Genomic DNA, 13,686 nt, shown 5'->3' with positions numbered 1-13,686 from the left:
AAGGAGGCCCGGTGTCCACGAATGAGGTGGACGCGTCCGCCCCGTCGCCGTCCCCGGCACAGACGTCCGCGCGCCGGGGCCTGCGGGGGTTCGCCGACCGATGGCCCTTCCAGCGCAAACTGAACGTACTCGTCGGTATCCCGCTGACGGTGATCGCGCTGCTGTTGACGTACCTCATCGTCGACCTGGTGCAGGAGTCCAACCGCGCGGAGGACGCCGCCCAACTGGTGCGCTCCAGCGCCCAGGTGGCCCGGCTGGTCGCCGATCTGCAGGCCGAGCACCAGCAGGCGATCCTGCTCTCGGTGCGATACGAAGCGGCGTTCGACGCGGGCGCCCCCTCCACCGCGAACTACCGGCAGGCGCAGTCCGCCGTGGACGCCCAGGTGCGGAAGGTCGTCGACGCCTTCGGCGACCGGCTGCCGGACACCGAGGTGCAGGCGCTCAAGGACGTCCAGGGCCTGGCGGGCCTGCGGGCCACCATCGAGCAGGGCTATCTGCCCGCCACCAACATCGACCCGGCGTACTCGGGGGCGGCCGACGGACTCATCGACGGCCTGGGCCTGGACCGCAACGCCGACCTCGCGACCACCTTCACCGGTAACCTCCTCGACTCGCTGCTGCGCGCCGACGCCGCCCACGGCGCCTACGAGACCGGCGTCTTCTCCGCGGGCACCCGCGACAGCAACGCGCTCATCGAGTTCACCGGCGCCGTCGGCTCCTACGAGCTGTTCACCTACCAGGCCGAGCGGTTCGCCCGGTTCGCCGACGACGCGCAGACCGACGAGTTCGGCGGCATCGAGCACAACTCCTGGCAGGCCACCATCGGCCGGCAGTACGCCGAACTGGCCGTGGACCCGAGCGCGTTGCAGGCCGAGTCCAAGAAAGAGATCCAGGTGGCGCTGCGGGCGTCCATCGTCTCCTACCCCAACTACCGTGCGCAGTCCGGGACCCGGCTGGACATCTCCACCTCGCTCATCGACCAGATCGCCGACCGTGCCGACGACAGCGCCACCAGCGCCAAGTGGCGCGCGGGCCTGCTGCTGAGTCTGGCCCTGCTCGGCTTCGCCCTGTGGATCGCCTTCTCCATCCTGGTCCGCCGCTCCGTGGTCCGCCCCGTGCTGGCGCTGACCGGAGCCGCCCAGGAGGTCGCCGACGTGGCGGGCCGCGAACTCGCGCGCGTCGCCGACGACGACGCCGAGGAGTCCGGTCCCCCGCGGCTGCGGCGGCTGCCGGTCACCGCGGACGACGAGATCGGGAAACTCGCCGAGGCGTTCAACAACGTGCAGACCACCGCGGCGGCACTGCTGGAGCGCCAGGTGCTCAGCCGGCGCAACGTCGCCGAGATGTTCGGCAACGTCGGCCGCCGCGTCAGCAACCTGACGACCCGTCAGCTCGCGCTGATCGACGCGGTGGAGCGCGGCGAGACCGACCCGGCGCTGCTCGAACGCCTCTACTCCATCGACCACATCGCGGTCCGCCTGCGCCGCAACGCCGACAGCCTGATGCTGCTGGCCGGCATCCGCGAGACCGTCCTGGACTCCGGGCCGACCGCGCTCACCAACGTCGTACGTGCCGCGCTGGGCCAGATCGAGGGCTTCCAGCGGGTACGGCTGCGGGCCGCGACCGAGGCCATGGTGGAGCCCGACATCATCGCCGACCTGACCCTGATGATCGCCGAACTCCTCGAGAACGCCGTGTCGTTCTCGCCCGAGGACAGCCCCGTCGAGGTGGTGGTCAGCTCCGATCACGACAGCACGTCGATCACCGTCACGGACCACGGCCTGGGCATGAGCGCCGCACGCCTCGCCGAGGAGAACTCCCGTCTCGTGCGCCGCGAACGCCTCGACGTCGTCCCGACGAAGGTGCTCGGCCTGTTCGTGGTCGGTGCGCTGGCCCGCCGCTGGGACGTCGACGTCACCCTGTCCCGCACTCCGGGCGGTGGCGTGACGGCCGAGGTGCTGATCCCGGCGGCGCTGCTCCTCACGATGAGCGAGCTGGAGCCCGCGGGCCGGCCCGCCTCCCTCGACGCACCGGCCCCGGCCGCCGCGCTCGCCGCTCCGTCGGCCCCGGCGGCCGGACCCTCCCCGTCGGCCTCGATCCCGTCCTGGGCCACGCCCGAGGACGAGGCGACCGCACTCCCCCGTCGGGTCCCCCGACGCGACACGACCCCCGACGAACGGCAGACCCCGGCCCCGCTGCCCTCGGCATCCACCGCCGACACCGACGACGCCGGGGCGCCGGCCCGCGACACCGCCACAACCTCCGACACCGACACCGACACCGACACCGGCGACGCCGCCGGTCTCTCCGTCCTGGCGGGCGACACCGCTCCCATCGGCCGTACGGCCGCGCCCGGCTCCTTCGGTCACACGGCCGACACCGATGCCGAGCAGGGGAGTTACGCTCCCCTCGCGGGTTCCGCGGCCGACGCCGGCCTGTCCGGGTCCGCCTCCCGCGTCCACCCCGACGGGGCCGGAATCCCGACGCCCCGCACCTCCGAGCCGGCACTCCACACCCGCGCGGAGGACGGCCCCGGGACCGCTGCCCGTACGCCGGAACGCAGCACCCCCGCCGCCTCGGCCGGGCCGACGCCCGCCCAGTCGGCCGGGTACCGGCCCGCCGCCCGTACGGCTGAGCAGCCGGCGTACGCCTACCCGGCCGGCCCCGGGAGCGGCGCCGCCGGTGTGGCAGGTGGTCCCGGTGACTCCGTCCGCGGGACGGGTCGGGGCGCCGCCGACCACGGCGTGGAACCCTCCGCGCCCGGCCGTGCCGCCGCGCCCGTCTCCGCACAGGCCGGGGCGGACCCGTTCGCCGTCGGTCCCGACGGTTCCCGTCCGCTCCGCCGCCGGGTGCGCGGGGCGACACTGCGGACGCCCGCCGACGCCGGCGCCCAACAGGCCGCACGGCAGGCCCCCCGCCCGGCCGACGCGGACGCCGTGCGCGACTCGCTGGAGGAGTTCGAGGCGGCCGTGGCCCGCGCGCACCGCGACACCGGCGAGCACTTCCGCCCCGCCGACGACCTGACCGCCGGCCGCAACGACCCCCGCCACGACCACCGTTCCGATGTTTCGCCCAACGGGACCGACCGGACAGAGCCGTCCGACCCGTCCTCCGACCCGATCACCGTCGGGGACACCCCGCACCACCAGAACCACCTTCCGGAAGGAGCCGAGCAGTGAGCACGTCGACAGGTGAGACTCCCGCCGGAGACGCCAGGCCGACCGATCTGCGGGCCGCCGCAGACGACTTCACCTGGCTGCTAAACCGTTTCGCCACCGAGACCGCAGGGGTCGTGGACGCCATCGCGGTGTCCTCCGACGGGCTGCTGATCGCCGTGTCGGCGCTGCGCGAGCACGCCGACTCCGAGCGGCTGGCAGCGATCGTCTCGGGCATCACCAGCCTGGCCGCGGGCGCCTCCGGCAACTACGGCCTGGGCGGCCTGAACAAGGTCATCATCGACCTGGAGGGCGGCCATGTCCTGGTCTCCGCGATCGGCAACGGCGCGGTGCTGGGCGTCGTCACCGGCAAGGAGGCCAAGTTGGGCAACATCGCCTACGAGATGACGGTGTTCGCCAACCGCGCGGGCACCGCGCTCAACCCGCAGCTCGTCCTGGAACTGAAGAACACCGTCGGTGCCACACGTCTGCACTGAGCGCGTGCCACCGCAGCGAGCTGTGGAAAGCCCTTGAGAGACCGCAGAGAGACCGCAGAAAGACGTAGAGAGAGCGAACACCGATGGCGGACGGCCGCACACCGCGCGGGGCCGGCGAGGGCGGAGTCGCCCCCGTCGGCCCCGCACCCGCCGTCCGGCCCTTCCTGGTCACCGCCGGCCGGGTCGCGGGTGCCGCGGGCGAGGCGGCGTCCGGCCGGACGATGCCCGTGGAGACCCAGCTGGTGGCCACCACCGGCGGGCTGGACGCGCTCCACCGGCTCTCCTTCGAACAGCACGACATCGTCGCCGCCTGCCGCGTACCGCAGTCCATCGCGGAGATCGCGGCCAGGCTGCGGCTGCACCTGAACGTGGTGCGGGTCCTCGCCGAGGATCTCCGGACGGCCGGGCAACTGACGGTGCACGTGCCCGACTCCGGCGTCACCCACGACGCATCCGTTCTGCGCAGGGTTATCGATGGCCTGCGGGCCATCCCCGACTCCCGGAGGGTACTCCGTGACACCGACTGAACCGCTGGTCCGCACCTCGGCCGGACAGGCCGCCGTACGGCCGCCGTTGCCGGTGAAACTGGTGATCGCTGGTGGCTTCGGCGTGGGCAAGACCACCGCCGTCGGCTCGATCTCCGAGATCGAGCCGCTGACCACCGAGGCGGCCATCACCGAGGTCGCGGCGGGCGTGGACGACCTCAGCCACACCCCGACCAAGACCACCACCACGGTCGCGATGGACTTCGGCTGCATCACCATCGACCCGACGCTGAAGCTGTACCTGTTCGGCACGCCCGGCCAGGAGCGGTTCGGGTTCATGTGGGACGACATCGTGGAGGGCGCGGTCGGCGGGCTGGTCATCGTGGACACCCGCCGTCTCGACGACTGCTACGCCGCCGTCGACTACTTCGAGCACAAGCAGATCCCGTTCGCCGTCGCCGTGAACGCCTTCGACGGCCAGACCGCGCACACGCTGGACGAGGTCCGCTGGGCCCTCGACGTGTCCGAGGGCGTCCCGCTGCTCGTCTTCGACGCCCGCGAACGAGGCTCGGTACGGGACGCTCTGCTGGTCGTGCTGGAGCAGGCGCTGGCCCGGAGCGGGGGGTAGGCACCGTACGTACACCTGCCTGCTTACGGTTGTGGGGAACCGCGGGCCCGTTGTGGCTGGTCGCGCCCACGCGGCGGAGCCGCACATAGATGCGGCCCCGCGCCCCTCAACCCCGGCGTACGCCGGGAGAGACCGCCGCCCGGCCCGCCACCCAGAACAGCCCCAGCGTCGCGAGGGCCATGCCGGCGACCAGGGTGGCGCCGCCCACCACCTTCTCGTAGTTGTGCTGGTAGAGACCGTCGACGATGTAGCGGCCGAGGCCACCGAGGCTGACGTACGCGGCGATGGTGGCCGTGGAGACGATCTGGATGGCCGCCGAGCGCAGCCCGCCGAGGATCAGCGGGAGCGCGACGGGCAGTTCGACGCGCAGCAGGATGTCGGACTCCCGCATGCCCATGCCCCGCGCGGCGTCCACGGGGGGCGGGTCCACGGAGCGCATCGCCTCGTAGGTGGTGACGAGGATCGGCGGTACGGCGAGGACGACCAGCGGGATCATCACGGGCAGCATGCCGAACCCGAGCGCGAGGGTCGTCACCACCAGCAGACCGAAGGTGGGCAGTGCGCGGCCCGCGGTGGCCACCAGGGAGAGGACGTTGCCGCCCCGCCCGTAGTGACCGGTGAGCAGGCCGATCGGCAGCCCGATCGCGGCGGCGATGGCGAGCGCCTCCAGGGAGTACTGGACGTGCTCCCACAGCCGGGTGGGGATGCCGTCGTACCCGCTCCAGTGGGCGCTGTCGTCGAAGAAGGCGTGGATGTAGTTGATGACGTTCACCGGGCTGCGTCCTCCAGGGCGGGCACGGCCTGCTCGGGCCGGACCCCGGTGGGCCTGGACTCCGCGCCGCGCTTGACGCCCGGCATCCAGGGGGTGAGCAGGACGCGTACGACGACCAGCGCGGCGTCCGCGAGCACCGCCAGGGCGGCACTGGTGATCACGGAGTTCCAGGCGAGTTCGGGCCGGTTGTAGATCTGCGCGTCGTGGAGCAGGTTGCCGAGCGCGCCCTGGTTGCCGATCAGCATGCCGACGCTGACGAGGCTGATGCTGGACACGGTCGCGATCCGCAGACCGGCGATGATGGCGGGCACCGCGATGGGCAACTGGACCTGGACGTAACGGCGTACGGGTCCGAAGCCCATGGCGGTCGCGGCGGCGAGGGTCTCCTGCGGGACCGAACGGACGCCGTCGACGATCGCGGGGACGAGCACGACGAGGCTGTAGACGGTGAGCGGGATCATCACCGTCAGTTCGGTCTGCCCCGTGTAGTCGATGAGGACGACGAAGAAGGCGAGGGACGGGATGGCGTAGAGCACGGTCGTCACCCACAGCACGGGCGGGTACAGCCAGCGCAGCCGCACGCACAACTGGGCCAGCGGGAGGGCCAGCAGCAGCCCGCCGAGCACCGGCAGCAGGGCCTCGCGCAGATGGAGGCCGATGAGGCCGAGCCAGTCGTGCTGGAGGTCGCTGGGGATGTCGAAGAAGCGGTTCACCGGGTGGGGGCCTTCTGGGAGCCCGCCCCGGCAGGTGTCTCCGCACGGCCTGCCGCGTGGGCGTGGGCGCCGCGGATGGCCTCGCCGATGGCCGCCTGCGAGACGACTCCGGCGGCCCGGCCCTCGGCGTCCACGGCGACCGCCCAGCCGGTGGGCGACAGGACGGCACAGTCGAGCGCGGCGCGCAGCGAGTCCCGTCCGGCGACGAACGGCCGCCCGTAGGGCAGCAGTTGGCCGGCGTCGACCTGTCCGGCCGTCAGCTTGCCGGGCTCGCTCCAGCCGAGCGGACGGCCGTCCAGCCCGGTGACGAGGAGATAGGGGACGTCGGTCGCACCGCGCGCGGCGATCTGCTCGGCGGTGGCGTCGACCGCGACGATCGGGGTGGTGAGCAGCTCAAGTCCCCCCGACGAGAAGAACGACAACCGCCGGATGCCCCGGTCGGCGCCGAGGAAGTCCTCGACGAACGCGTCGGCGGGGTCGGACAGCAGCTCGGCGGGCGGCGCGAACTGGGCGAGCTTGCCGCCGGTGCGCAGTACGGCGACCATCGTGCCGAGCTTGACGGCCTCGTCGATGTCATGCGTGACGAAGACGATGGTCTTGCCCAACTCCTCCTGTATGCGCAGGAGTTCGTCCTGAAGCCCTTTGCGTACCACGGGGTCGACGGCGGAGAACGGCTCGTCCATCAGCAGCACCGGAGGATCGGCGGCGAGGGCCCGTGCCACGCCGACGCGCTGTTGCTGGCCGCCGGAGAGCTGGTAGGGGTACCGCTTGGCGAACGAGGCGTCGAGCCCCACCCGTTCCATCAGTTCCCGCGCCCTCGCACGGGCCTTGTCCTTGCTCCAGCCGAGCATCCGGGGCACGGTGGCGATGTTGTCGACGATCGTGCGGTGCTGGAAGAGCCCCGCGTTCTGGATGACGTAACCCATGGACCTGCGCAGGGTGTTGACCGGCTGCTCACGACTGTCGACGCCGTCGATGAGGATCGTGCCCTCGCTGGGCTCGACCATCCGGTTGATCATCCGCAGGGTGGTCGTCTTGCCGCAGCCCGAGGGGCCGACGAGGACGGTGATCGAACGGTCCGGTATGTCGAGGGAGAGCCGGTCGACGGCCACCGTGCCGTCGGGGTACCGCTTGGTGACTGAATCTATCCGTATCAAAACGCCGAATACCCTTCGGGTCTGGCTGTTTCCGCCCACTCTTGACCAGCCGAGTTTCGGGCCGTTGCGGGGAGAGTCTAAACCTCGTACGTTTCGGACGTTTTCGCGGGAGAGGCCCGCTCCGCGAGTCCTGCTGACGGCCGCTCGGCGCGCGGCGGCCCTCCACCTACTCCTGGGCCGGACAAGCCCCCGGCACCAGGCCCGCACGTCCGTCGGCCTGCCTGCCGACCTGTCTGTCTGTTATTCCGTGGTGCCCCGCCACCTCGGACTGTACGTTCCCTCCCATGACCGACGACCGAAAGGGCAGTGCCGCGTAGGCGCCCGTCCGCCCTGCGGGGCGGGATTCCCGTCCGTGGGCAGCACAACCGGCAGCGGTACGCCTCCGTCCCCCGTCTCTCCGGGTCCTGCACGGCCGACATCCGCCGGCTCGAACCGAGCCGCCACTGGCCGGAGTCGACGACGGAGGGCCTTCTCCCGGTGGAAGCTTCTGGCGTACGGGCCGCTGCGCCGGTTGGCGGAGCCGTTTCCGGCGCAGGCGTGCGGCATCCCTGGATGCGGGTGCTGCCCGGGGTACTTCCGCGACCACCTCGAAGAGGTGATCCACGCACTGCCGAGGAAGAGCTCACGCGAACTGCGCATCGCCACGAAATCGCGGGACCCGTCGTGATTCGAGGCCTTCATCGGCCCTCCCTGCTCGCGAAGGTGTAGCGGGCTACACCCCGGGTTCGGGAGAGCACCCCCTCGTGGCGGAGAGGCGTTCCCGGGATCGTTGATCTCGGAAGCAAACGCCTCCCCAAGCACCTCTCCCACCTCTCCCACCTGGCCCTTTCTGGGCCTCATCCGGAAGGAAGCCCCCCCATGAAGTCCCTGCTCGCCTCCAAGCCCGTCCTCTGGTTCCTGTTCCTGTTCAACCTCGCCGTCGCGGCCGTCGCGCCGTTCGTCGTCGACGGAACGCAGGGCGTCATGACCGGTGTCGGTATGGGGGTCGTCTCGCTCGGCGCGGGCGTCAGCCTCTTCAAGAGCCGCGGCCGGCAGCAGAGTCGGCACAGCCAGCAGGGCAACGGGGCGCACCGGCAGAAGATCTGACGCCCTCTCCGAAAGGGCCCCACCCCTCGCCTCCCACTCCGTCCCCTCCCTCTGCCCGTACAGCCGCAGACCTTGGAGCCCCGCCGTGGCTACGTTCCTCTACAAACTCGGCCGCCTGTCCTTCCGCCGACGGTGGTCCTTCCTACTCCTCTGGGTGGCCGTACTCGCAGCCGTCGGCTTCGGTGCCGCGTCGGCGCCCGCCGCCCCCGACGACCAGAACAGCATGCCGGGGATCGAGTCCCAGAAGGCGTTCGACCTCATGGAGCAGCGCTTCCCGGGGGCCGCCGCCGACGGGGCGAGCGCCCGGATCGTGTTCATCGCCCCGGCCGGTGAGAAGGTCACCGCCACCGAGAACCGCGCGGTGATCCAGAAGCTCGTGACGGACGCGGGCAAGGGCGCCCAGGTCGCCTCCGCGGTGAGCCCCTTCCAGGCGAAGGCGATCAGCGAGGATGCGACGACCGCGTACGCCACCGTCACCTTCAAGGCGAAGGCCGACGACCTCACCGACGCCGACAAGACATCCCTCGAACACGCCATCGACACGGCCCGGGCCTCCGGGATGACCGTCGAGGTCGGCGGGGACGCCCTCGCCACCCAGCCGTCGGCGGGCGGTGCGGCCGAGGCGATCGGTATCGCCATCGCGGCCGTCGTGCTCCTCATCACCTTCGGTTCGATGGCCGCCGCCGGGCTCCCCCTGCTGACCGCCGTCCTCGGCGTCGGCATCAGCATGGCCGGGATCATGGCCGTGGCCAGTACCTTCGGCCTGTCGGAGACGACCGGCACCCTCGCCACCATGCTGGGCCTGGCCTGCGGTATCGACTACGCACTGTTCATCGTCTCCCGCTACCGGGAGGAGCGTACGAAGGGGCACGCGCCCCAGGAAGCCGCCGCCCTCGCGACCGGTACCGCCGGTTCGGCGGTCGTCTTCGCCGGCCTCACTGTCGTGATCGCCCTCGCGGGACTGTCGGTCGTCGGAATTCCGATGCTGACGAAGATGGGGCTCGCGGCAGCCGGCGCGGTCGTCGTCGGTGTGCTGATCGCCCTCACCCTCGTCCCGGCCCTCCTCGGCTTCTGGCCCAACGCCGTCCTGTCCCGCCGGACCCGCGGGCGCGGCCACACCAAGGAGGACACCCGGAACAACGGCGGCAGCCGCTGGGCCCGTTTCGTCCTGCGCCGCCCGGTCCCCGTACTCCTCGCCGCCGTCGCCGGTCTCGGCACCCTGGCGATACCCGTGCTGGACCTCCAGCTGGGCATGCCCGGTGACGAGGCCAAGCCGACGTCCACCACCGAGCGCCGCGCCTACGACGCCCTCGCCGACGGTTTCGGCCCCGGCTTCAACGGTCCGCTGGCGATCGTCGTGGACGCCAGGGGCGCGAGCGACCCCAAGGCCGCGGTCGCGACGATCGAGAAGAAGATCGCCGCCACGGACGGCGTGGTGTCCGTCTCCCCGGCCCGTTTCAACAGCGCGGGCGACACCGCCGTCTTCTCCGCGGTCCCGGCCACCTCCCCCACCGACGAGAAGACCAAGTCCCTCGTCAAGACCATCAGGTCGGAACGCCCGGCCACCGAGGGTGCCACCGGCGCCGAGTTCGAGGTCACCGGCACCACCGCCCTCAACATCGACGTCGCGCAGAAGACCCAGGACGCGCTCGTCCCGTACCTGATCGTGGTCGTGGGCCTGGCGATCCTGCTCCTGCTCCTGGTCTTCCGCTCGATCCTGGTCCCGCTGAAGGCGGCCCTCGGCTTCCTCCTGTCGGTGCTGGCCGCGCTCGGCTCCGTCATCGCGGTCTTCCAGTGGGGCTGGGGCGCCTCGCTCCTCGGCGTCGAGACGACCGGCCCGATCATGAGCCTGATGCCGATCTTCCTGGTGGGCATCGTCTTCGGACTGGCCATGGACTACGAGGTGTTCCTCGTCGCCCGGATGCGGGAGGCCTACGTCCACGGCGACGGACCCAAGCAGGCGGTCGTGACCGGGTTCCGGTACAGCGCACGGGTCGTGGTCGCCGCCGCGCTGATCATGATGGCCGTCTTCTCCGGGTTCATCGGGGCCGGCGAGTCGATGATCAAGATGATCGGCTTCGGGCTCGCCATCGCGGTCCTGTTCGACGCCTTCGTCGTCCGCATGGCCCTGGTCCCCGCCGTGCTGGCCCTGCTCGGCAAGGCCGCCTGGTGGATGCCCGGCTGGCTCGACCGGATCCTGCCCCGGGTCGACGTGGAGGGCGAGGCCCTCACACACCGCTCGACTCCGCCGACGGACCCTGGCTCGGCCTCGGACTCGGCACCCATGCCGGTCCCGCCTCCGGGCCCGACTCCGGTGCTCGTGCCCGACCGGCGGGACTGACCCCCGTACCGGGGCCGCCTCCACAGCGGGAGGCGGCCCCGGCGCCGAACCCGTGGGGACGGGGAACGGCGCATGTCCCGGGGCCGGCGACGGACGACTCCCCCCGTCCGCCGCCGGCCCCGGGACACCCCTGTCCGAGGAAGAAGCTCCCCCGTCAGCCGAATGGCTCCGAGCCGCGAACCACCACGATGCACCGGGGAAAGGCGCTGGTCAGCGGGGTCTCGGGGAGCGAGGCGGAGATTACTGAGAGTCCGCGAGCGGTTGCGGTGGGTCGCCGGTGTTCTCACCGTGGGTCCAAAGAGAGCAGCTCTCGAAAGGACTGCGCATGCGCGCCCTCGTATCCCGTTCCGGCCTCGGCCCCCGCTCCCGCGGGCTCCTCCTCCCGTCGTCCGTCGTCTGTGCCGCGCTGATATTCGGCCCGGTGGGCACGGCCGTCGCCGTCACCGACGCCGGCCGGGACGCCTACGCCTCCATCGGCGCCCACACGTCGTGGTCCACCAAGTCCGCCGCCTCCCTGGCGGCCTCTGCCTCCGCCACGGGCTCCTCGTACGCGGACCGGATGCTCAAGCGGCTCGGCGCCCTCGACCGCGCCGACCGCGGCGACGTACTCGCCCCGGTACTGAACGTCCTGACCGACCTCACCGAGCAGACCGCCAAGGGGCGCATGACCGCCGCCCAGGCGGCCGGGTTCGCCAAGTCGGTCGAGACGGCGAACGCCTCGCTCAAGCAGCGCCTGGCGGAACGGACCGGCACGACGAACAGGGCGGCGGCAGCCATGGCCGACCCGATCTCGGACCTCCTGGACCAGCTCCAGGCAACCCTCAGCGGTCTCCTCGACACGGTGACCGGCCTGGTGGGCGGCCTGCTCGGCACGGTCACGGGCCTGGTGAGCGGCCTCCTCGACACCCTCGGCGGCCTCCTCGGAGGTCTCCTGGGCAGCCTGCCGCCCCTGCCGGTGGACCTGCCCCCGGTCGAACTGCCGCCGCTGGAACTCCCGCCGGCCCCGCTTCCCGCCCTGCCCGCACTGCCCGCACCGGGAAGTGCGGCGGGAACGGGGAGTACGGCAGCCACGGTTCAGTGACCCGGACGCACTAGTCGGGCACCCCGACCCACCCCGCGCCGCTCCGCCCCGCCGACCACCGGCCGGGCGGAGCGGCGCGGGTATGTCCAGTCCCGCGAACCGCGCCCACCGCATCGGCCGGATGTGATTCGCTGCCGTGGTGACTCAGGATCTGGAGACCGTCGACTTCCCGTCCGCCGAGGCCTTCGAGGCATGGCTCGGCGAGAACCACGCGACCTCGCCCGGCATCTGGCTCAAGTTGCGCAAGAAGAGCCCCGGAATCGTCGCGCTGAACTACGCCCAGGCGCTCGACGTGGCTCTCTGCTACGGCTGGATCGACGGCCAGAAGGCCGCGTTCGACGACCAGTGGTGGCTCCAGCGGTTCACTCCGCGCAGGCCGCGCAGCAAGTGGTCCAAGGTCAACTGCGGCAAGGTGGCCGTCCTGATCGAGCAGGGCCGGATGCGTCCGCAGGGCCTGGCGGAGATCGACCGGGCCAAGGCGGACGGCCGCTGGGAGGCGGCGTACGACAGCGCGAGGACCGCCACGGTGCCCGACGACCTCGCCGCGGCCCTGACCGCCGACCCGGCCGCGGCGGCGTCCTTCGAGACCCTGGACCGGCAGAACCGCTACGCGATCCTGTACCGCCTCCAGGACGCCAAGAGGCCCGAGACCCGAGCACGCAGGATCGAGACGTACGTGGCAATGCTGGCGAAGGGCGAGAAGCTCCTCCCGTAGCCCCGTAGCCCCACAGCCCCCTAGCGCCATCACCCGGACGCCGTGTGCGGCACCTCGGCAGCCGCAAGGGACGGGTGGCCTACTTCTCCTCGGCGGACTCGAAGGAGGCGAAGTACGCCGCCGCCATGTCCTCGTCCCCGTGCCCCTGTTCGGCGGCGCGCCGGAACCGTTCGGCGCTCGCGGCGGCCACATCCAGCCTTACACCGTTCCGTTCGCCCGCCTCGACGATCAGCCGGGCGTCCTTGGCCGCCGTGGACACCGCGAAACTCGCCGGGGTCAGCTTGTCGTCCAGGATCAGGCCGGCCTTGGCGCGCAGGTAGCCCATGTCGAGCGGACCGCCGGCGATCACGTCGAAGAAGCTCTGCGGGTCGACGCCGAGCGCCTGGGCCAGGGCCAGCACCTCACCGGTGGCGCTGGTAGCGGCGAGCACCCAGCTGTTGGCGACGAGCTTGAGCCGCGTCGCGCTGCCCGCGGCCCCCTCCTCGCCGGTCCACACCGTACGGGCGCCGACCGCGTCGAGGACCGGCGCGACGGCCGCCCGGTGTGCCACGGGCCCGGCGGCGAGCACGAGCAACTGCCCTGCCTCGGCGGGCTGTCGGGTCCCCAGCACCGGGGCGTCGAAGAAGGCGAGCCCCAACTCGGCTGCCATGGAGCCCAGTTCACCGATGGCATCCACCCCGGCCGTCGTCGACTGCACCCACGCGGCCCCCGCCCTGAGCGCGGGCGCGGCCTCGCGCATGACGTCCCGGACGGCGGCACCGTCGTACAGCATGGTCAGGACGACATCCGCGTCCCGGACGGCGTCGGCGGGAGTGCCGGAGACCTGGACGCCCTTCTCGGCGGCCAGCGGTTCGGCCTTGGCGCGGGTCCGGTTCCACACCCGGACGGTGTGGCCGGCTCGGGCGAGGTTGCGCGCCATGGCGGCGCCCATGATGCCGGTGCCGAGGACGGCGACGGAGAGCGCGACGGTGCAGGCGGGGGTCTCGGTGTCGGTCATGGGCTCAGTAAAGCAAGTGGATGAGGTCTTGCCATCGGGTGAATCCATCCACCAGCATT

General features: G+C 71.9%; 12 protein-coding genes. 8 read left to right on the top strand and 4 right to left on the bottom strand.

Going from position 1 to position 13,686, the window contains the following annotated elements:
• Nucleotides 1–11: 11 nt before the first annotated feature.
• The 4 genes from OG595_RS21735 to OG595_RS21720 all read left to right on the top strand — a co-directional run bounded on the left by OG595_RS21735 (nucleotide 12) and on the right by OG595_RS21720 (nucleotide 4,765).
• The gene (locus OG595_RS21735; protein ID WP_329274365.1) at nucleotides 12–3,179 is read left to right on the top strand and encodes a sensor histidine kinase; all 3,168 of its coding nucleotides are present in this window, start codon (nucleotides 12–14) and stop codon (nucleotides 3,177–3,179) included.
• Nucleotides 3,176–3,652: a roadblock/LC7 domain-containing protein gene (locus OG595_RS21730; RefSeq protein WP_329274362.1), complete on the top strand. Its 477-nt coding sequence runs from the start codon at nucleotides 3,176–3,178 to the stop codon at nucleotides 3,650–3,652. Before OG595_RS21735 ends, OG595_RS21730 begins: the two co-directional genes overlap by 4 nt.
• Nucleotides 3,653–3,735: 83 nt before the next feature.
• Nucleotides 3,736–4,179, top strand: coding sequence for a DUF742 domain-containing protein (locus OG595_RS21725; protein WP_329274359.1), 444 nt, complete (start codon nucleotides 3,736–3,738; stop codon nucleotides 4,177–4,179).
• Nucleotides 4,166–4,765 carry a GTP-binding protein gene (locus OG595_RS21720; protein ID WP_329274357.1) on the top strand — a complete coding sequence of 200 codons (600 nt, stop codon included), beginning with the start codon at nucleotides 4,166–4,168 and terminating at the stop codon, nucleotides 4,763–4,765. Before OG595_RS21725 ends, OG595_RS21720 begins: the two co-directional genes overlap by 14 nt.
• A 106-nt stretch (nucleotides 4,766–4,871) precedes the next feature.
• Here OG595_RS21720 and OG595_RS21715 read toward each other — a convergent pair whose 3' ends face one another.
• The 3 genes from OG595_RS21715 to OG595_RS21705 are packed head-to-tail and all read right to left on the bottom strand — an operon-like array spanning nucleotide 4,872 to nucleotide 7,407.
• Nucleotides 4,872–5,537, bottom strand: coding sequence for an ABC transporter permease (locus tag OG595_RS21715; RefSeq protein ID WP_329274354.1), 666 nt, complete (start codon nucleotides 5,535–5,537; stop codon nucleotides 4,872–4,874).
• A complete protein-coding gene (locus OG595_RS21710) occupies nucleotides 5,534–6,250 on the bottom strand; it encodes an ABC transporter permease (RefSeq protein WP_329274351.1) in 717 nt (238 codons plus the stop codon). The genes OG595_RS21715 and OG595_RS21710 overlap by 4 nt, the downstream gene beginning before the upstream one ends.
• Nucleotides 6,247–7,407, bottom strand: a complete 1,161-nt coding sequence (locus OG595_RS21705) for an ABC transporter ATP-binding protein (RefSeq protein WP_329274348.1) — start codon at nucleotides 7,405–7,407, stop codon at nucleotides 6,247–6,249. Before OG595_RS21705 ends, OG595_RS21710 begins: the two co-directional genes overlap by 4 nt.
• Nucleotides 7,408–8,265: 858 nt before the next feature.
• Here OG595_RS21705 and OG595_RS21700 point away from each other — a divergent pair.
• The 4 genes from OG595_RS21700 to OG595_RS21685 all read left to right on the top strand — a co-directional run bounded on the left by OG595_RS21700 (nucleotide 8,266) and on the right by OG595_RS21685 (nucleotide 12,630).
• Entirely contained in the window at nucleotides 8,266–8,493 is a 228-nt protein-coding gene (locus OG595_RS21700) for a hypothetical protein (RefSeq protein WP_329274346.1), read from the top strand.
• Between the two features lie 85 nt (nucleotides 8,494–8,578).
• A complete protein-coding gene (locus tag OG595_RS21695; protein WP_329274343.1) occupies nucleotides 8,579–10,834 on the top strand; it encodes an MMPL family transporter in 2,256 nt (751 codons plus the stop codon).
• Between the two features lie 325 nt (nucleotides 10,835–11,159).
• A complete protein-coding gene (locus OG595_RS21690; RefSeq protein ID WP_329274341.1) occupies nucleotides 11,160–11,915 on the top strand; it encodes a hypothetical protein in 756 nt (251 codons plus the stop codon).
• Between the two features lie 139 nt (nucleotides 11,916–12,054).
• The gene (locus OG595_RS21685; RefSeq protein ID WP_443073354.1) at nucleotides 12,055–12,630 is read left to right on the top strand and encodes a YdeI/OmpD-associated family protein; all 576 of its coding nucleotides are present in this window, start codon (nucleotides 12,055–12,057) and stop codon (nucleotides 12,628–12,630) included.
• A gap of 79 nt (nucleotides 12,631–12,709) precedes the next feature.
• Here the strand turns inward: OG595_RS21685 and OG595_RS21680 are convergent, their stop codons facing one another.
• On the bottom strand, nucleotides 12,710–13,627 hold the full coding sequence (locus OG595_RS21680) for an NAD(P)-dependent oxidoreductase (protein ID WP_329274336.1): 918 nt from the start codon (nucleotides 13,625–13,627) through the stop codon (nucleotides 12,710–12,712).
• Between the last annotated feature and the right edge of the window lie 59 nt (nucleotides 13,628–13,686).

It is taken from the genome of Streptomyces sp. NBC_01451 (assembly GCF_036227485.1).
Classification (GTDB): domain Bacteria; phylum Actinomycetota; class Actinomycetes; order Streptomycetales; family Streptomycetaceae; genus Streptomyces.
Note: the sequence above shows the minus strand (reverse complement) of the source record. Positions and strands in the feature narration are given on the sequence as shown.